This window comes from Collimonas humicola (assembly GCF_018304945.1).
GTDB lineage: Bacteria > Pseudomonadota > Gammaproteobacteria > Burkholderiales > Burkholderiaceae_D > Collimonas > Collimonas humicola.
The window spans coordinates 752,530-772,058 of record NZ_JAGQEE010000001.1 but is presented as its reverse complement, the minus strand read 5'-3'; the positions used below and the strand labels follow the sequence as shown (position 1 = coordinate 772,058).

At 60.1% G+C, this 19,529-nt stretch carries 11 protein-coding genes and 1 pseudogene; 8 read left to right on the top strand and 4 right to left on the bottom strand.

The window, feature by feature from the left end; all coding sequences use genetic code 11:
- Positions 1–196: 196 nt before the first annotated feature.
- From KHU30_RS03570 to KHU30_RS03545, 6 genes and pseudogenes are all read left to right on the top strand, one after another.
- Positions 197–10,717, top strand: a pseudogene (locus KHU30_RS03570) (hypothetical protein); the annotation flags it as partial.
- Positions 10,718–10,791: 74 nt separating this feature from the next.
- Complete coding sequence (locus tag KHU30_RS03565; RefSeq protein WP_211441247.1) at positions 10,792–11,601, top strand: OmpA family protein; 810 nt, start codon at positions 10,792–10,794, stop codon at positions 11,599–11,601.
- 65 nt (positions 11,602–11,666) lie between these two features.
- Positions 11,667–12,143, top strand: a complete 477-nt coding sequence (locus KHU30_RS03560; RefSeq protein ID WP_211441246.1) for a DUF4019 domain-containing protein — start codon at positions 11,667–11,669, stop codon at positions 12,141–12,143.
- A 250-nt stretch (positions 12,144–12,393) separates the two neighbouring features.
- A complete protein-coding gene (locus KHU30_RS03555; protein ID WP_211441245.1) occupies positions 12,394–12,678 on the top strand; it encodes a hypothetical protein in 285 nt (94 codons plus the stop codon).
- Positions 12,679–13,173: 495 nt separating this feature from the next.
- Entirely contained in the window at positions 13,174–15,126 is a 1,953-nt protein-coding gene (locus KHU30_RS03550; RefSeq protein ID WP_211441244.1) for a hypothetical protein, read from the top strand.
- A gap of 160 nt (positions 15,127–15,286) precedes the next feature.
- Positions 15,287–15,571 (top strand): hypothetical protein, encoded by a 285-nt coding sequence (locus tag KHU30_RS03545; RefSeq protein WP_211441243.1) that lies wholly within the window; start codon positions 15,287–15,289, stop codon positions 15,569–15,571.
- 44 nt (positions 15,572–15,615) lie between these two features.
- On the opposite strand, the gene KHU30_RS03540 is transcribed toward KHU30_RS03545, so the two are convergent.
- The 4 genes from KHU30_RS03540 to KHU30_RS03525 all read right to left on the bottom strand — a co-directional run bounded on the left by KHU30_RS03540 (position 15,616) and on the right by KHU30_RS03525 (position 18,492).
- Positions 15,616–16,272, bottom strand: a complete 657-nt coding sequence (locus KHU30_RS03540) for a glutathione S-transferase family protein (protein WP_211441242.1) — start codon at positions 16,270–16,272, stop codon at positions 15,616–15,618.
- Positions 16,273–16,388: 116 nt separating this feature from the next.
- Positions 16,389–17,066: a glutathione S-transferase family protein gene (locus KHU30_RS03535; RefSeq protein ID WP_211441241.1), complete on the bottom strand. Its 678-nt coding sequence runs from the start codon at positions 17,064–17,066 to the stop codon at positions 16,389–16,391.
- Entirely contained in the window at positions 17,063–17,698 is a 636-nt protein-coding gene (locus KHU30_RS03530) for a glutathione S-transferase family protein (RefSeq protein ID WP_211442186.1), read from the bottom strand. The genes KHU30_RS03535 and KHU30_RS03530 overlap by 4 nt, the downstream gene beginning before the upstream one ends.
- Positions 17,699–17,949: 251 nt before the next feature.
- Positions 17,950–18,492, bottom strand: coding sequence for a hypothetical protein (locus KHU30_RS03525; protein WP_211441240.1), 543 nt, complete (start codon positions 18,490–18,492; stop codon positions 17,950–17,952).
- A gap of 48 nt (positions 18,493–18,540) precedes the next feature.
- Between KHU30_RS03525 and KHU30_RS03520 the strand changes: the two genes are divergently transcribed.
- On the top strand, positions 18,541–18,825 hold the full coding sequence (locus KHU30_RS03520; protein ID WP_211441239.1) for a hypothetical protein: 285 nt from the start codon (positions 18,541–18,543) through the stop codon (positions 18,823–18,825).
- Between the two features lie 74 nt (positions 18,826–18,899).
- Entirely contained in the window at positions 18,900–19,283 is a 384-nt protein-coding gene (locus KHU30_RS03515) for a VOC family protein (RefSeq protein ID WP_211441238.1), read from the top strand.
- Positions 19,284–19,529 lie beyond the last annotated feature (246 nt).

Sequence of the window (19,529 nt, the reverse complement as noted above, 5' to 3'; positions counted from 1 at the left end):
GCCATTGTCCGGGTATGCCAGCACTATCAGCAACTCCGGCGGCTCTGGTTGCAGCAACACATTCACAGGTGCAGATGGTACGGTCTTTACGGCGCCTGGCGCTGGACCTACGTATCAGACCGATGGCAATGGCTATTTTTCGACGGTTGCTGGGTGCGGTGCCACTGGGGGTAATCATCTCGCCGTAACTTTGTTCGGTGCGGGTACCCAGGTTACGGGAGACTACGGTACGGCATTGGGTTTTATGAGCCAGGCTGGAAATCTGGCAACAGCGGTAGGTACGCAGGCGATTGCCTCAGGCCAAAATTCGGTAGCTCTAGGAATCTTGGCCAATGCGTCAGGGGCTCTCGCTATCGCGATTGGGGATCGCGCTAATGCCTCCACGGGCGCCAGCGCCATCGCAATCGGTTTTAATGCGATTGCTTCGTCGCCTGTTGCAACTGCTGGCGATTCTCTTGCGATCGGAACGGGGGCGCAGGCCACAGGCCAGGACGCTACTGCAATCGGTGGGCAGACCACCGCGACTGCCACCAATGCCATTGCAATAGGCAATAACGGTACGACCGCCACCGGAGTGGGCTCCATTGTCGTCGGCGTCGGGGCCAGCTCGACAGGAATCAGTGCAACCGCCTTAGGCACTGGCAGCAGCGCCACAGCGAATTACGCGACCGCATTGGGCGGGACAGGCGCCGCCGCCACCATCGCGTCCGGCATAGGCGCCACGGCAATCGGCACGAATGCGACTGCAGGTGCAGCGGCCGCGGCGCCGAATTCGATCGCCATCGGCGGCCAGTCGTCGGTCGGCGCAGCTAATACCTCGGGCATCGCGGTCGGACGTGGCGCTACTGTCAATGGCGCATTCGGTATTGCGCAGGGGGATGGCATTGTCAGCGGCGCAACCGGCCAGAACGTGGCGATTGGCTCTTCCGGCACGACTGCAAATTCCGGCACGGCAGCTGGCGGAGCTGTCGCAATCGGACGTGGGCAGAGTGCCACCGGCAACGGTGCGGTTGCGATCGGTGATCCGAACGTATCGAACGGTACCGGCGCGGTGACACTGGGGGCGAATAACACGGCAGCTGGCAATGTTGCCGGAACTACGGCTGCCAACGGCGCCGTCGCCATAGGCAACGGGAATACCGCAATAGGGCAAGGCTCGGTGGCGCTCGGCAATGCGAGCAATGCGGCCGCGGCTGGCGGTGTGGCATTGGGCGACACTGCTGTCGCGAATAACACCAACGATGTTGCCTTGGGCTCGCACTCGGCCACGGCGGCGCCGCATACCGGCACGACAGCGCAATATGGCGGCACCGCGGCAGGCGTGGAAGCTGCGGCGTCGACCAATGGCGTGGTGTCGGTGGGGGCTGCGGGTACTGAGCGGCAGATTCAGAACGTCGCGGCAGGCGTGATTTCGGCCAGTAGTACCGATGCGATCAATGGTTCGCAACTGAACTCGGTCGTCACTGGCGTCAACAATCTAGGCGCCACGACGGCGAGCACGCTGGGCGGCGGCGCGACCTACAGTCCGGCGACCGGCAACATCACTGGTTTTAGCCAGCCGATCAATAGCGTCAGCGCTACCGGCGCAGTGACGGGGCCGACGGCGCAGACTACCGTCGCAGCTGCCTTGACAGCCCTTAACACCAATGTCGACAACACCGCCAATATCGCGGTCAAGTACGATGCGGCCGGCGGCAACAAGATCACACTGGGCGCCACCGGCGGCGCCGGTGCGGGTGCACCGGTGACGATCACCAACCTGGCGCCGGCGGCACTGAATGCGACCAGCACGGATGCCGTGAATGGTTCGCAGCTGTTTGCAACCAATAGCTTGATTAACAACATCAACAACGGTGCAGGCATCAAGTATTTCCACACCAACTCGGTCCTGGCGGACAGCTCGCCGACCGGCACCGACGCGATCGCCGTGGGACCGGCAGCCAGCGCTTTCGGCAATGACTCGATAGCGCAGGGTCTGAATGCAGTGGCCGGCGTCAGCGGCACACCGGCAACGGCGAACGATATTGCCTTGGGCAACGCTGCCAAAGCGACTGGCGGCAATTCGATCGCCCTCGGCGCCGGGGCCAACGCTAGCGTTGCTGGTTCCATTGCGTTGGGTCAGTCGGCAACCACGACCAGCACGGCATCGGCAGCTACCGGCGGCACCGGCAGCGTGACCAATGCCACGATCGGCAGTACAACCTTTGGTCCGTTCGCCGGCGCCAGTTCGGGCGCAGGCGTGATAAGTGTCGGTGCGTCGGGTTCTGAACGCCGGATCCAGAACGTCGCCGCCGGACTGATTGGCGTCAGCAGCACGGATGCGATCAATGGCAGCCAGCTGTACACCGTGGCAAGCACTGTCGGGTCCAACATAAGCAGCTTGTCGACCTCGACCTCAACCGGTTTGAGCACGACTAACAGCAGTGTGGCTTCGTTGTCGACATCGACCTCGACTGGTCTGAGCACGACCAATAGCAATGTGGCCTCACTGTCGACATCAACGTCGACGGGCTTGAGCACGACCAATAGCAATGTGGCTTCGCTGTCGACCTCAACGTCGACGGGCCTGAGCACAACCAACAGCAGCGTCGCGTCTTTGTCGACGTCAACCTCAACGGGCTTGAGTACAACCAACAGCAGCGTCGCATCGTTGTCGACCTCAACCTCGACCGGCCTGAGCACAACCAACAGCAGTGTGGCTTCGTTGTCGACCTCGACCTCAACCGGTCTGAGTACGACCAACAGCAGCGTGGCTTCGCTGTCGACATCAACCTCGACTGGTCTGAGTACGACCAACAGTAGCGTGGCGTCCTTGTCGACATCAACGTCGACAGGCTTGAGCACGACCAACAGCAGTGTGGCTTCGCTGTCGACGTCGACCTCGACCGGCCTGAGCACAACCAACAGCAGCGTCACATCGCTGTCGACATCGACCTCCACCTCGGTCGTTTCGCTGTCCACCGGCATCAGCACGGTGCAAGCCCATACGGACAATCTCGGGAACAGCACCGCGAGCACGCTGGGCGGGGGCGCCACTTACAATCCGGCGACCGGCGCGATCAGCGGCTTCAGCCAGCCGATCAACACCGTGAGTGCCACCGGCGCCGTGACTGGGCCGACGGCGCAGACCACGGTTGCCGGTGCTCTGACTGCATTGAATACCAACATCGACAACACCGCCAATATCGCGGTCAAGTACGATGCGGTCGGCGGCAGCAAGATCACCCTGGGCGCCACCGGCGGCGCCGGTGCGGGCGCGCCGGTGACGATCACCAACCTGGCGCCGGCGGCACTGAATGCGACCAGCACCGATGCCGTGAATGGTTCGCAGCTGTTTGCAACCAATAGCTTGATCAACAACATCAACAACGGCGCAGGCATCAAATATTTCCACACCAACTCGGTCCTGGCGGACAGCTCGCCGACCGGCACCGATGCGATCGCCGTGGGACCTGCCGCCAGTGCTTTCGGCAATGACTCGATTGCGCAGGGTCTGAATGCGGTCGCTGGCGTCAGCGGCACGCCGGCAACGGCGAACGACATTGCACTTGGCAATGCGGCTAAAGCGACTGGTGGCAGTTCGATTGCGCAGGGTACAAACGCGACTTCCTCCGGAGGCGGTGCTGTTGCAATCGGACAAAGTGCCAACGCCAGTCAGAACCAGGCATTGGCGATCGGTACTTTGGCCAATGCCTCTGGCCTACAGTCTACGGCAATCGGGACGGGGGCGGCCGCGAGTGCTGGGGATGCGGTGGCGATCGGACAAGCAGCTTCCGCACAAGGCAGTAATTCGAGCGCGCTTGGCGCGAGTTCCAGCGCTGCCGGGGTGGCGGCGACAGCCATAGGCAATGGTGCAAATGCTGCGGGGAACAATTCGGCCGCTTTCGGGGTTGGCGCGATAGCATCTACCCTGAATGCGGTCGCGCTTGGCAGCGGGGCCAATGCCGGAGCGTTGAGTAGTATTGCAATCGGCGCCGGGGCCAACGCTAGCGTTGCTGGTTCCATTGCATTGGGTCAATCGTCAACCACAACCAGCATGGCATCGGCAGCAACCGGCGGCACGGGTAGCGTGACCAATGCCACGATCGGCAGCACAACCTTTGGACCGTTCGCCGGCGCCAGTTCGGGCGCAGGCGTGGTAAGCGTCGGCGCGCCGGGCACTGAACGCCGGATCCAGAATGTCGCCGCCGGACTGATTGGCGCCAGCAGCACGGATGCGATCAATGGCAGCCAGCTGTACACCGTGGCGAGCACTGTCGGTTCCAATATAAGCAGCTTATCGACCTCGACCTCAACCGGCTTGAGCACGACCAACAGCAGTGTAGCTTCGCTGTCGACCTCGACTTCGACTGGCCTGAGCACGACCAATAGCAATGTGGCCTCGCTGTCGACATCAACGTCGACTGGCCTGAGCACGACCAACAGCAGCGTGGCGTCCTTATCGACCTCGACCTCGACCGGTCTGAGTACGACTAACAGCGATGTGGCGTCGCTGTCGACATCAACGTCGACGGGCTTGAGCACGACCAACAGCAGTGTCGCTTCGTTGTCGACCTCAACCTCGACGGGCTTGAGCACAACCAACAGCAGCGTGGCATCGCTGTCGACCTCGACTTCGACCTCGGTCGTTTCGCTGTCCACTGGGATCAGCACGGTGCAAGTCCATACGGACAATCTCGGGAACAGCACTGCGAGCACGCTGGGCGGCGGTGCGGCCTATGACCCTACCACAGGCAACATCACTGGCTTCAGCCAGCCGATCAACAGCGTCAGTGCCACCGGCGCTGTGACTGGTCCGACGGCGCAGACCACGGTTGCAGGTGCTCTGACTGCATTGAATACCAACATCGACAACACCGCCAATATCGCGGTCAAGTACGATGCGGTGGGAGGCAGCAAGATCACCCTGGGCGCCACCGGCGGCGCCGGTGCGGGTGCGCCGGTGACGATCACCAACCTGGCGCCGGCGGCCTTGAATGCGACCAGCACCGATGCCGTCAATGGTTCGCAGCTGTATGCGGTCACCAGCGGCAAGGCGGGTCCTTTTGTCTCGGACAACAGCGTGACCGCAGTGCAGCCGGTGTCGAGCGGCGCCAATGCCAGTGCCGGCGGCTTCGGCGCCACGGCAACCGGCGCTGCTTCCACGGTGCTGGGCAACCAGTCCACCGACAACGGCAACGCCAATGCGACGGTACTGGGCCAGGGCGCCAGCATCGCGGCTGGCACGGCCGGCAGCAATGTGGCGCTGGGCCAGGGCAGCACGGTGGCAGCCGCAGCAGTGCCGACAGCAGGTGCGACGATTGGCGGCACGGCCTATACCTTTGCCGGCGGCGCGCCGACCGGCGTTGTGAGCGTCGGCAGCGCCGGCTCTCCACGTCAGGTGACCAATGTGGCGGCGGGCCAGCTGAGCGGGACCAGCACCGATGCGGTGAATGGTTCGCAGCTGTTTGCCACCAATACAGCCATCAACAACATCAACAATGGCGGCGGCATCAAGTATTTCCACACCAACTCGGTCCTGGCGGATAGTTCGCCGACGGGCACTGATGCGATCGCCGTGGGGCCTGCCGCCAATGCTTTCGGCAATGATTCGATAGCACAGGGCTTGAATGCGGTTGCTGGCGTCAATGGCACGCCGGCGACGGCCAACGATATTGCCTTGGGCAATGGCGCGCAAGCGACCGGCGGCAATTCGATCGCCCTCGGCGCCGGGGCCAACGCTAGCGTCGCTGGTTCCATTGCATTGGGTCAATCGTCAACTACAACCAGCGCGGCATCGGCAGCTACCGGCGGCACCGGTAGCGTGACCAATGCCACGATAGGCGGTACAACCTTTGGTCCGTTCGCCGGCGCCAGTTCGGGCGCCGGTGTGGTAAGCGTCGGTGCGCCGGGTACTGAGCGCCGGATCCAGAATGTCGCTGCTGGACTGATTGGCGCCAGCAGCACGGATGCGATCAATGGCAGCCAGCTGTACACCGTGGCAAGCACGGTAGGCTCCAACATAAGCAGCTTGTCGACCTCGACGTCAACCGGTTTGAGCACGACTAACAGCAATGTGGCATCGCTGTCGACATCAACATCGACGGGCCTGAGCACGACCAATAGCAACGTGGCATCGCTGTCGACATCAACGTCGACGGGCCTGAGCACGACCAATAGCAGTGTGGCGTCGCTGTCGACATCAACCTCGACAGGGTTGAGCACGACCAACAGCAGTGTCGCTTCGCTGTCGACCTCGACCTCGACTGGTCTGAGTACGACCAACAGCAGTGTGGCGTCGCTGTCGACCTCAACCTCGACTGGCTTGAGCACAACCAACAGCAACGTCACTTCGCTGTCGACCTCGACGTCAACCGGTTTGAGCACAACCAACAGCAACGTGGCATCGCTGTCGACATCAACCTCGACTGGTCTGAGCACAACCAACAGTAGCGTCGCATCTTTGTCGACCTCGACCTCGACAGGGTTGAGCACGACCAACAGCAGTGTAGCATCGCTGTCGACATCAACCTCGACTGGTCTGAGCACAACCAACAGTAGCGTCGCATCTTTGTCGACCTCGACCTCGACAGGGTTGAGCACGACCAACAGCAGTGTAGCTTCGCTGTCGACGTCGACCTCGACCGGCCTGAGCACGACCAACAGCAGTGTGGCGTCGTTGTCGACCTCAACCTCGACTGGCTTGAGCACGACCAACAGCAGCGTGGCTTCGCTGTCGACGTCGACCTCGACCGGCCTGAGCACAACCAACAGCAGCGTCACATCGCTGTCGACATCGACCTCCACCTCGGTCGTTTCGCTGTCCACCGGCATCAGCACGGTGCAAGCCCATACGGACAATCTCGGGAACAGCACCGCGAGCACGCTGGGCGGCGGCGCGGCCTATGACCCTGCCACAGGCAACATCACTGGTTTCAGCCAGCCGATCAACACCGTGAGTGCCACCGGCGCCGTGACTGGGCCGACGGCGCAGACGACGGTTGCAGGCGCTCTGACTGCATTGAATACCAACATCGACAACACCGCCAATATCGCGGTCAAGTACGATGCGGTGGGAGGCAGCAAAATCACCCTGGGCGCCACCGGCGGCGCCGGTGCAGGCGCACCGGTGACGATCACCAACCTGGCGCCGGCGGCCTTGAACGCGACCAGCACGGATGCCGTCAATGGTTCGCAGCTGTATGCGGTCACCAGCGGCAAGGTGGGCCCTTTTGTCTCGGACAATAGCGTGACGACGGTGCAGCCGGTGTCGAGCGGCGCCAATGCCAGTGCCGGCGGCTTCGGCGCCACGGCAACCGGCGCTGCTTCCACGGTGCTGGGCAACCAGTCCACCGACAACGGCAACGCCAATGCCACGGTACTGGGCCAGGGCGCCAGCATCGCGGCTGGCACCGCCGGCAGCAATGTGGCGCTGGGCCAGGGCAGCACGGTGGCAGCCGCAGCAGTGCCGACAGCGGGTGCAACGATTGGCGGCACGGCCTATACCTTTGCCGGCGGCGCGCCGACCGGCGTGGTGAGCGTGGGCAGCGCCGGATCTCCACGTCAGGTGACCAATGTGGCGGCGGGCCAGCTGAGCGGGACCAGCACCGATGCGGTGAATGGTTCGCAATTGTTTGCAACCAACCAGCAGGTGACCGCCAACAGCACGGCGATCACCAACATCAACAACGGCGGCGGCATCAAGTACTTCCACGCCAATTCGACGCTGGCCGACTCAACGGCAACGGGCACCGATTCGGTCGCCGTGGGGCCTGCAGCAGTGGCAACCGGAGCAGGCAGCTTTGCCGCCGGCAATGGCGCGACGGCGAACAACGCCAATGATGTGGCATTGGGTGCCGGTTCAAGCACAGCGGCCGCAGTGGGAACGGCGAGCACAGTGATCAATGGCGCGACGTTCAATTTCGCAGGTGCTACCCCAGCATCGACGGTGAGCGTTGGCAGCGTGGGTAATGAGCGCACGATCACCAATGTGGCGGCGGGCCGTCTCAGCACCAGCAGCACCGATGCGGTGAACGGTTCGCAGCTGAACGCAACCAACACGGCGGTAACCGGCCTCGGCAATACCCTCAACAACATCAACAACGGCGGCGGCATCAAGTACTTCCACACCAATTCGACGCTGGCCGACAGCAACGCGGCGGGTACCGACAGCATCGCCGTCGGACCGGTCGCCAACGCCTACGGCAATGATTCGATCGCCCAGGGCCTGAATGCGGTGGCAGGCGTCAACGGCACGCCGGCGACCGCCAACGACATCGCGCTGGGCAATGGCGCGCAAGCGACAGGCGGCAATTCGATTGCGCAAGGGACTGGAGCGATAGCCAATTCCGCCGGCGCCATCGCCATCGGCCAGACGGCGACGGCAACCGGCGGCAAGGCGGTATCGATAGGCGTGGGCAATACTGCCAGCGGCGACGGCGCGGTAGCGATCGGCGATCCGAACACTGCGACCGGCACGGGCGCGGTCGCATTGGGCGCCAACAATACCTCTAACGGCCAAGGCGCCTTGGCGCTGGGGAATGCCAATACGGCGACCGGCCAGGGTTCGGTAGCGCTGGGCAATGCATCGCAGGCGAACAATGCCGGCGCCATTGCTTTGGGCGATACCGCGACGGTGTCGGCGGCAGCGACGCAAGGGATTGCCATCGGTGCCGGCGCGTCTTCCAGCAATGCCGGCGCAGTAGCTTTGGGCGCAGGAAGCACCACGACGGCGCCAATAGCAACAACGGGCGCGACCATCAACGGCACTGCCTACAATTTTGCCGGCATCACGCCGGCAAGTACGGTGAGCGTCGGCAGCGCCGGCAATGAGCGCACCATCACCAACGTTGCTGCCGGCCAGGTCAGTGCGACCAGCACGGATGCGATGAATGGTTCGCAACTGTTTGCAACCAATACGGCAATCAACACCCTGGGTACGACGGTCACGAATATCACCAACGGCAAGGCCGGACCATTCGTGTCGGATAACAGCGTAACGGCAGTACAGCCGGTCTCGAGCGGTGCCAATGCCAGTGCCGGCGGCTTCGGCGCGACGGCGACCGGCGCCGCGTCCACGGTGCTGGGCAATCAGGCGACGGATAACGGCAACGCCGACGCCACGGTGCTGGGACAAGGCGCGAGCATTGCGGCTGGCACAAGCGGCAGCAATGTGGCATTGGGCCAGGGCAGTTCGGTGACAAGCGCGGCGGTAGCGACCACCGGCGCGACGATCGGCGGCACTGCCTACACCTTTGCCGGCGGGGCGCCGGCAGGCGTGGTGAGCGTGGGCAGCGCGGGGGCTGAACGTCAGATCACGAACGTGGCGGCAGGGCAGTTGAGCGCGAGCAGCACCGATGCTGTGAACGGTTCGCAATTGTATGCAACCAACCAGCAGGTCACCGTCAACACCACCAACATCGCAGGCAATACGACGGCGATCAATAATCTCACTGCGGGCAAGGCTGGCCCATTCGTGTCGGACAGCAGCGTGACGGCGACGCAACCGGTCTCGAGCGGCGCCAATGCCAGCGCCGGCGGCTTCGGCGCGGTAGCGTCGGGAACCAACAGCACGGCCTTGGGCAATGGCGCTCAGGCTACCGTTGCCAATAGCACCGCCGTTGGTCAAGGGGCGACGGCCAGTACGGCCAACAGCGTGGCATTGGGCAATGGTTCGACCACCGGAGCTGCGGTTGCGACGACTGGCACCACGATCAAGGGCACCAGTTATACCTTTGCCGGAGCAGCCCCAGTAGGGGTGGTCAGCGTGGGCAGCGCTGGCAGCGAGCGGCAGGTCACCAACGTGGCGGCCGGCCAGTTGACCGCCAGCAGCACCGATGCCGTGAACGGCAGCCAGCTGTTCGCAACCAATACCGCGATCAATAACCTGACCTCGGTGGTGGCGCTGGGCCAGACCAAGTACTACAGCGTCAATTCGACTGGCGGCAGCAATGAGCATAACGAAGGAGCGACGGGACTGGACGCGATTGCTTCCGGCAAGAATGCCGCTGCGACCAGCATGAACGCGGTGGCGATCGGTGCCGGCGCCAGTGCGACAGCCAGCGGCGGCGTGGCGCTGGGCGGCGGTGCGACGGCTGACCGTGCCGGCATGAACGGCGGCAAGGAGCAATTCTCCAATACCGCGGTGGCCTCCACCCAAGGTGCGGTTTCAGTGGGCAGCGCCGGCAACGAGCGCCAGATCACCAACGTGGCGGGCGGTACGCAGGCAACCGACGCGGTCAACGTCCGCCAGCTGCAAGCGGTGCAGTCAGGCGGCGTGCGCTACGACACCAATCCTGACGGTACGACCAACTACAGCAGCGTCACCATGGGCAACGGCAGCTCAGCTGGCCCGGTCACCATCCATAACGTCGCATCGGGGACTGCGCCGACGGATGCCGTCAACGTTTCGCAACTCAATACCGGCATGGGGGCAGCGGTGCAGCAGGCTAACCAATACACTAATTCGATGACGATGCAGTTGCAGAACAACATCAACGACGTCGCGAAAAAGGCTTATGCCGGTGTTGCCGCGGCGATGTCGCTGGAAAGCGCACCATACGTGCCTGGCAAGTGGACCTATGCTGCCGGTGTTGGCTACTACCAGAACCAAAGCGCGCTCGGCATTTCCTTGCGCAAAACATCGGATAACGCGCAGTGGAGCGTCTCGGGCGGCATTTCGGGGGCAACCTATGGCGGCGTGGCGGCGCGGGTCGGGGTTGCGGGGGTGATCAATTGAGTAAAACGAAGCCCTGCACGATCGATGCACGACGCAACGCGTCCGCCAACCGATTAATTTACCGAGGAACGGTGATGCCACTCTCATTTACTACCATCAGGCGTGTCTTGAGCATACTTGCGCTTTCCTGTGCAAGTTTTGCGGCAGTCGCCGCGGAGGCCGACGAGCCGAAATTCCCGGCGCTCGACAGTTCTTACCTGAAGACCGGCGACTTTGTCGGCCCGGACCGTGTCGGGCGCGTTCGGCCGGGCCTCAACAAGGACCAGGTGCGCCTGGAGATCGGCAATCCGCATTTCAGCGAGGGGATCTTTGCGGTGCACAGCTGGAATTACGCATTCAATTTCTATACCGGCAAAGGCGACGCGTACGTGACCTGTCAGTTCATGGTCAACTATGATTCGGACGACCATGTCGCCTCTACTCGCTGGAAAGACCCGGATTGCCAGAAATACGTCAATCCGCCTGGCTCGACGACGGTTCTGGCAGACCAGCCTTACCATCAGCGCGTCACCCTTGCCGCCGACGGCTTGTTTGCCTTCGGTAAATCCGGCCTGGCCGACCTGACGGGGCCGGGCCGCGAAAAAATCGATAGCCTGGTGAGCCAGCTCAAGCAGGATGGCGTCAAGCTCACTTCCGTGGTTGTGACAGGCCACACCGACCGGATCGGCACCGAAACTGCCAATTTCACCTTATCCAAGGCGCGGGCTGAAACCATCCGCAGCTACCTAGTGCAGCAAGGCCTGGACGACAAGGCGATCAAGGCCTATGGCGCAGGACTGTCGCAGCCGCTGGTTCAGTGCGAGGGCGAAGCCGTGACGCCGCAGCTGGTGCAGTGTTTGCAGCCTAACCGCCGCGTCGAGATTGAAGTCTTGGGAGAGAAGTAGAGGGCTGGCATGAGCCTGCTGGAGAATGCGCAGCGGCCTGGCCTCGATTCGATGGGGAGAGACAAATGATTTCATTGTTTAAAAAAGCCGCCGGCATCTGGGCGATCGCCATGATCGGCTTAGCTTTGTCTAATCCGGCGTCGGCCCAGATAGACGGCTCGATCGACAGCGCCGTCGTCACTGCGACCCAGTGGGCGGCAATGGCCGATGCCGGCCAGGCCGACCGCATGTGGGACCAGAGCGGTCCTGCCATGCAGAAAAACATCAGCAAGGATGGATGGGTCAAGTACCTGGGGGCGGTGAAAAAGGACCTGGGCACTATCGGCGGACGTCAATGGGTGCAGATAGTGCGCATCACCGATCCGCCTAGCTTGCCGCCGGGCGAGTACATCAATATCGCATTTTCATCGCGCTTTGCAAAAGGCATGGCGGTGGAAAAAATCTCGATGCTGCAGACGACGGGGCAATGGATTCCTGTCGGTTACATCATCACGAAAATCGACGCCGGGGCGGCAGCGCCGAATGCGGCCAAGACGAGATGAACTGATGCTCATGCGTACGGATGAGACAGGCAAGATGCAAATTGATTGTTATCGAATGTTATGTACGTGAGGTCATTGCAAAGTGCTTTTGGCGGCTAGCGCTGTGTCAGAAAAACACGGAATATTTCCCGTCAACATTGAATTTGAAAACTCTTGTGAAATGCCGCAAACCCCAATAGACATGCGGCGCGCTACTCCCTAAGATTATTCTTAATGCAATTTTGCAGCAATGCTGTTCCTGGAGTACGTAATGGACGTTCACATCGAAAACTGTTTCATCGATGAATGCATAGAGAAAATTCAAACGCTGGCAGCGCTGTCCCTCTACGGCGATAGCGTGGAGCTGGCAATCCTGGTCGTCATCCACGAGGCATGCCGTTATCTCATCTTGAGCAAGCCGGGCGATCCCGAGCTTAATTTGCTGGCGTTCAAAGAGCGGCTTGCCAAGCTGGCGGCCCATACGCATCGCAGCCTGCCGCATTACAAGAAAACGCTGGCGTACGCAGCCTCGCTCATCGTGATTCATCAGGTCTGACTACGCGATCTTGCCTTGCTTAACGCAAGGCTCTCTTTGCTGCAACCATAACGTCGCAAAATTATCGCCAGCGACATCCAGCATTTCAATTATCACTACGGCCTCAAAGCCAGCGAAGCCGGCGCCGAGCGGGCGGCTTATGCTGGCAAATCGACCGTGAATAGCAAATTCGGCGTGCACGCTGACTATCCGCTGCCGGCTCAATCAATATCAATGCTCTTTCGACATGGTCAAAATATATGCCGTGTGGCGAAGAAACATATATATAATTTCCACGGGGAAAATCATGCCAATTGGCAACCAGGCGCTGTTCTTGGTTAAAACACCCGTCTCTCAAATATCCCCAGTCCGAGTTGATCTTGATTTAACGCAGCCGAGTGCGGCCACAAGCATTTTCGCAAGAAAACATTTTTTGGCCGGACAGTCGCGGTCCGCAAAGTAAGGTTTTTTCTTTACCCTCAAGAGGTTCAAAAATGACAATTTTTGGAGAAGAAAATGAATCGGAATCTTAGTAGATTTGGATTAATCCTCAGCTTCGCCTGCTTTACCATGGGCTCGGCTTTCGGCGCCACCGTCACAAGACAGATAGCCAGCAGCGGCACGGTGAAGATTCCAGCCACGACCGTCGGCGTCGATGGCTTGTCGTCGCCCGAAACATCGCCGGTATTTTCGAACGTGCCCAATCTCGCGGACGGCCCCACGGCTGCAGGTACCAGCGGAACGAAAAGCACCGCCAGCGTGCTCGCGCGCGTGGCGCAGTTCAAGGTCAACCGCAGTATCGCTACGGCGCGGGGAAAAGGGGAGTGGACCGAGGCATTGAACAAAGATGCGCCAGACCGCCGCGTAGAAGTCAGTTTTGACGGCGAAAACTCGCGCAACCAGCGCCTTGCAAACAACGGCAACCAGTTTTCCATAGAGCCGCCGGACCAGGGGCTGTGCGCCGGCAACGGCTACGTCATGGAATCCCTGAACGACGTCATGAAGATCTACAACCGCAAAGGCGCGGCATTGAGCGGCGATATTGCATTGAATACGTTCTATGGCTATGCGCCGGCAATCAACCGCCAGGTCACTCCGCGGGTTTTCGGGCCGTCGATTACCGATCCGGCCTGCTATTTCGATCCTGACGTCAGGCGCTGGTTTCACCTGGTGCTGACGCTGGACACCGATCCCGCTACAGGCGCGCAGACAGGCAGCAATCACCTGGACCTCGCGGTCAGCTCGTCAGCCGATCCGCTCGGGAGCTGGACCGTGTATAAGATTGCGGTACAGGATGACGGCACGCAGGGCTCGCCGCAGCATCCGAATTGCCCATGCCTGGGCGACTATCCGCACATCGGCGCCGATGCCCACGGCATCTACCTGACAACCAATGAATTTCCGTTTTCTGGGGGATTCAACAGCGCGCAGATTTATGCAATCTCGAAAAAAGCGCTGGTCAGCGGCGCTGCCTCGATTCAAGTGGTGCAACTGGACACTGCCGATTTTCTGCTCGACGGCAATCCGGGTTTCACGGTATGGCCGGCGGTATCCCCAGCCGGCGATTTTGAACGGAACAACCGAGGTACCGAATATCTCTTGAGTTCGGTGGCAGTGTTTTCCAACTCCGGCAACGATAATCGCCTGCGGGTGTGGGCGCTCGGCAATACCAAATCGCTGGACGGCGCCACGCCCGCCCTGACGCTTTTGCATAACGTCGTCAACGTCGATACCTATGGCGTGCCGCCGGCGATTCCGCAAAAACCGGGCAACGCGCCCCTGCGAGATTGCCTGAACGACCGCAGCCTGGCGACGCCTGCCGGCGTCGGCTGCTGGAACTATCTGACCGCAGTCCAGCCGGCGGTCCCGGAAACGCTGGTGGCGATCGATCCAAACGATTCGCGCATGCAGCAGGTGTTTTTCACCGGCGACCGCTTATACGGCGCACTGGACACCGTCGTCAATGTCGCGGGCCAGGAACAGACCGGGATTGCCTATTACGTGCTGAATCCGTCCGTATCGGCCAATCTTGCCGGCGCCTCGGTCGTCAGGCAGGGCCAATTGGCGATTGCCGGCAACAGCGTCACGCGGCCGGCCATCGCTGCTCTGCCTAACGGCAAGGGAGTGATCGGCTTCACCGTGGCTGGCGCAGATCATTATCCGAGCGCCGGCTATATCCACTTCAGCCGCGACCAGGGACATCGAGGCGAATCGGTCAAGGTGATTGCAAACGGACTCGGGCCCGACGACGAATTCGGCTCCTATAACGCCTTTGGAACGCCACGCAGCCGGTGGGGCGATTATGGCGCGGCAGCGGTCGACGGCAACGATATCTGGATCGCCAACGAATACATCGCGCATGCTTGCACCCTGGCGCAATACACCGATCCGGCAGCGCTGTTCAGTTGCGGCGGCAGCCGCGTCGCCCTGACGAACTGGGCAACGCGCATCAGCCGGATCGAGCCTTGAAGCCTGGACGATAGTTCAAATCATCGACGGCTCCCATGTGGAGCCGTTTTTTTCCGCGATGAACTTTAATTAATAGACCACTTGGAGCGATTCTGACCTTTTCCCAATATCCGATTATTGTTTTAGAATAATTTTTCGTGTCCAACCCTATGGAGAAGCCATGCGTAACTCTTGCTTGTTGGTGCTGTGCGTTTTAGCATTTTCTGTGAATGCCCAGACTCGTACCCAAGCCGCCGGTGCAGAACTGGTGAAGAAAAAGGAATTGGAATGTGCGCAGGAAAAGGCCAGGCTCGATGCCGCAAAACAGGATCTCGACAGCCAGAAGCGCCGCCTTGATTACGTGGAGTCTGGCCAGACTGTGTCGCCTGAGCGAACAAGGCAGGAGCGCCTGCGTTTGAATGCCCAGCAATTTCGTGATTATCAGGCCCGGTGCGTGGAACAATAACCTGCAGTGCCGGCTGGATGCGATCAATATTTATATTTCGTCAGCTAGTCACGGTCCGGAGCGCCAAGCGGAAAGAAATGGCGATACGGACGTGCCTCATCGATCGTCCGTGCGACCGACGGCCGGGCATTCAGGCGACGCCGATAGGCGCGCACGCTGGGAAAAGCAGCGCCGATGGGGTGAACCCAGTCTGCATAGAACAAGGCAGGGGCCGCAGAACAGTCGGCAAGGCTGAAACTGTCGCCGGCCGCCCACTCGCGCTTCTCCATCCGGCGCTCAAGCCAGGCATAAGCCGTGTCGAGGTTCGCGCGAGCACGCGCCACCGCATCGGCGTCGCGTTTCTCCCCGCGCAGCGCGTCGGCGACGATGGCCTGCATCGGAGTGTGAACATAGTTGTCGAAAAAGCGATCGGCAAACCGCACATCGAGCGCTGCCGCCGCATCAACCGGGAGCAGCCGCGCCGGACCCGGATGATGAAGATCCAGGTATTCGACGATGATCGTGGACTCGATGACCGTCTTCTCTCCATCAACCAGGACAGGAAACTTCTTGAAAGGCCATAGCCGTTCCAGCTCAGCCGCCGAGGCCGCATCGCCAAGGTCGACCACATGGAACGTGAACGGCGTGTCGTTCTCGTAAAGCGCAATCAAGGCCTTCCAGCAATATGAGGCGAACGGATGGGCATAGAGGGTCAGCATCATTTCAGGAGCTCCTAATTGGAATTGTGGGGAAGTGCGGAGAAAATAAAATCCATGCAATTTGCCGGTTGCGAAACGCTATAGCCGAGATAAACCGATGCAAGCGGCGTAAATCAATATCATGCCAAGTTGCCGATCGATGGCGTTGCCAACCGAGTTGCGTGATGGCCCGGAGCCGGCGACTTAGCTGGCCAGGGATCGGCCCACGCCGGGATGCGCATCAACATGTCGAGCCAGCGAACGATATGGGGAAACGCCTCCAGCGGCATTTCCGATTCGCGCCAGTAGGTCGCCATCGAGGCAAGCTGGAAGTCCGCGATCGTCAGCCTGTCACACGCCACAAAAGTACGGCCCGCCAGGTGGCCGTCCAGGACCTTTGCGAATTTCACACAATCCGCTACGCTCGCCTTCAGCGACGCGCTGTCCGGCGCGCCGAGCCCGAATGTCGCCCTGACGATATGTTCGAAATAAAACGGCGAGACGGCGGGGGACCAGTGGCAATCGTTCCAGGACAGCCAGCGTTGCACCTCGACTTGCTCAGCCGGATTGTGAGCGGGCCACATGTCCGACCCTGTCTTGATGCAAAGATAGGTCATGATGGCCGAAGACTCCCATAGCACGAAATCGCCATCGACCAGCGTAGGCGCCTTCATGTTGGGATTAAGGGCCGCATACTCGGCTGTCTTGAGCCCGCCAGCCTTGACGTCGATTTCAATAAACTCCGCCTTGGCGCCGAGATGCTTGGCCAGCGCCAGCACGCGCTGCGGCGCCTGTGCCTTGATCCAGTAGATTTTCATGTCGGTTTTCCAGTTTGAAGATTGGCAAACGCCTCGGCGATCCGCAGCGGGGCAGTGGGGCGCGCATACATTCTTTCCAGGTAAGCGCGCAGTTGAGGATGCTGGTCGATCAAATGATACTCATTGGCCCAATCCATCAGATACGCCGTCACGCAATCGGCTACGGTGATGGTATCGCCAACGATGAACTGCCGTCCCTCCATGTGCTTATCCAATATGGCCGCCATGGCAACAAACTCCTGGCTCGCGCGAGGGATTTCTTCGGGTAAGCGCTTGTCTTCCGGGTACAGCCAGCTGTGGCGCGTGATGCGCCACAACGGCTGCTCAAGTTCAGTCATGGCAAACATCACCCAGCGATACGCTTGGGCCAGCTGCTTGCGGTCGGCGGGAAGCAGCCCTTTATCAGGGTATTTTTCGGCCAGGTAGATGACAATCGCCGCGGATTCGGTCAGCACCATATCGCCATCGACCAGCACCGGCACCTTGCCGGCAGGGTTGAGGCGGAGGAACTCGGGGCGATGCTGTTCCCCGTTCAAGAGGTTGACTGGTATGAACTCGAATTCGGCATCGAGCTCGTTTAATGCCCACAGCACACGCAGTGAGCGGGTGGCGGCAAATCCATAGAGTTTCATCATGATGTTCCCTTTCAGGTTCAGCTTCAGCTTGGTTGCTGATAACTAGTCGAATGGCGACGGGCGGAATCGACACTGTCGCGAATTATTTTTTTGCGTGAATCGGCGGTTCTGGCGCGTTTCCATACTAAGTACGCGGTTGCGCTCTGGTCGGTTGCTGAGCCGGGGGCAAGCGCATAGAAGGGAAGATATGAAAACTATCAGTTCAAGGCGCGGGTGCCGTGACGCGTGCTCGTTTTGTGCTGCTGGCGTTAACAGCCTAGTCTGTACATGCGGTTTCTGACATCGAATCTGCGCAAGCGAAGCTGTTCTTGCGACCAGCCCGATTGTTTGATGTTTGAAGCTGAGTCGATTGATTTGATTTCTTCAGCGAGATAGTAGCATTGGCCTTGCGTGTTGCTCGTCAGACCGGGCGCTGACTCACCAGCCATTGCCACGAATCCCGGCGTCTTGATTTCGGCGTCGATGCGTGCGCGCGTATCAGCTATTGTGTTTTTGTCAGGACTGACAAATCCTCCGCTGGTCTCATGGATCTTCACGGTTTCCGTACGCGTCGAAGTTGGGCACGGTTTGTCGGTATATGTAGCTTTTCCATTCGATTCGCATTTTACGATTTGGCTCGGCTGCACAGTCATTGCGTCTTGCGGCGTTTCTAGCGCTGCCGCGTAATTTTCATTGGCTGGCCGCACGCTTTGCGACTCTATTTTTGCGGGACCATGAACGACCGCTACGTCAGAAGTTGAATTCGCCATCAGATAAATTCCTCCGCCCACGATGACGAGCGCCAGTGCCATTGAGACTGCCATACTGACTAGATTTCTCATGATCGCCCCCCAATATTTGTGTTGCCACTTTACAATATTTTTGGTGATTATGTTAATAAGCATGCATGGCAGCGGATTGATTATCACCCGCTGGTTTTTAGCATGATGGTCGAATCCAATGTCGCCCCCCGCAAAGAGGACATGTTCTTTGATCGCGACGAGGAGGACAGGGAGATCCTGCGCGACGCTTTGCGGCGTGCGATCCCGGCATCTCTTCTATCGAGACCTTGCGCCTGCTGGCGCATCGGCTGGTTGCGGAACCTTAGGCGATCCAAGTTTTCCGCAATCCCTTTGAAGCCGTGATCATGTAATATCTGTGGCGGATGATCGGTCACGTAAATCGATTCTTTTTCAATAGATGTCTCCAAGGAGGCGATATGAAACGTGTTGTTGGCATCGGCGGCGTGTTTTTCAAAGCAAAGAATCCCGAAAAACTGAGCGAGTGGTATCGGGATCATCTGGGTTTCAACCTGAAAGAGTGGGGTGGTGCGGTATTTCAACCGGACGCCGCCAATGGCCCCATCGACCAGGAAAAAACGGCATGGTCTCTATTTCCAAGCGACTCGGACTATTTTGCGCCGAGCACTCAAGCTTTCATGATCAATTATCGCGTAGATGATTTACATGGCTTGCTGGCGCAGTTGCGCGCGGAAGGCTGCGCTGTTGATGCCAAGGTTGACGAGTCGGAATTCGGCAAATTTGGATGGGTGATGGATCCCGAGGGTAACCGGGTCGAGCTATGGGAACCCCCAAGATTTTGAATGCAGTCGCGGACGGTTGCTGTTTTGCTGACCAGGCCGAGTTTGACGCGCCGCCTCAATCGCTCGGCCAACTCTGGCACTGACAGGCCCATATCGCAATAAATAAAAAGAGCCACGACTGCAGCGCGGCTTGGGTTTTGGTACTTGTTGTGGCTGTAGCGATACACTCATGCGACTTGCTGCATGGGAAATATGGCGGCGAGAGCCCACCGAACGTGAAAAGAATATGCTGTTAGATCTGTCTCA

What these genes read in the sequence shown, in the direction of transcription:
- KHU30_RS03565 (WP_211441247.1), top strand. Translation starts at nt 10,792, where the DNA reads ATGCCACTCTCATTTACTACCATCAGGCGTGTCTTGAGCATACTTGCG.
- KHU30_RS03560 (WP_211441246.1), top strand. Translation starts at nt 11,667, where the DNA reads ATGATTTCATTGTTTAAAAAAGCCGCCGGCATCTGGGCGATCGCCATG.
- KHU30_RS03555 (WP_211441245.1), top strand. Translation starts at nt 12,394, where the DNA reads ATGGACGTTCACATCGAAAACTGTTTCATCGATGAATGCATAGAGAAA.
- KHU30_RS03550 (WP_211441244.1), top strand. Translation starts at nt 13,174, where the DNA reads ATGAATCGGAATCTTAGTAGATTTGGATTAATCCTCAGCTTCGCCTGC.
- KHU30_RS03545 (WP_211441243.1), top strand. Translation starts at nt 15,287, where the DNA reads ATGCGTAACTCTTGCTTGTTGGTGCTGTGCGTTTTAGCATTTTCTGTG.
- KHU30_RS03540 (WP_211441242.1), bottom strand. Translation starts at nt 16,272, where the DNA reads ATGATGCTGACCCTCTATGCCCATCCGTTCGCCTCATATTGCTGGAAG.
- KHU30_RS03535 (WP_211441241.1), bottom strand. Translation starts at nt 17,066, where the DNA reads ATGAAAATCTACTGGATCAAGGCACAGGCGCCGCAGCGCGTGCTGGCG.
- KHU30_RS03530 (WP_211442186.1), bottom strand. Translation starts at nt 17,698, where the DNA reads ATGAAACTCTATGGATTTGCCGCCACCCGCTCACTGCGTGTGCTGTGG.
- KHU30_RS03525 (WP_211441240.1), bottom strand. Translation starts at nt 18,492, where the DNA reads ATGGCACTGGCGCTCGTCATCGTGGGCGGAGGAATTTATCTGATGGCG.
- KHU30_RS03515 (WP_211441238.1), top strand. Translation starts at nt 18,900, where the DNA reads ATGAAACGTGTTGTTGGCATCGGCGGCGTGTTTTTCAAAGCAAAGAAT.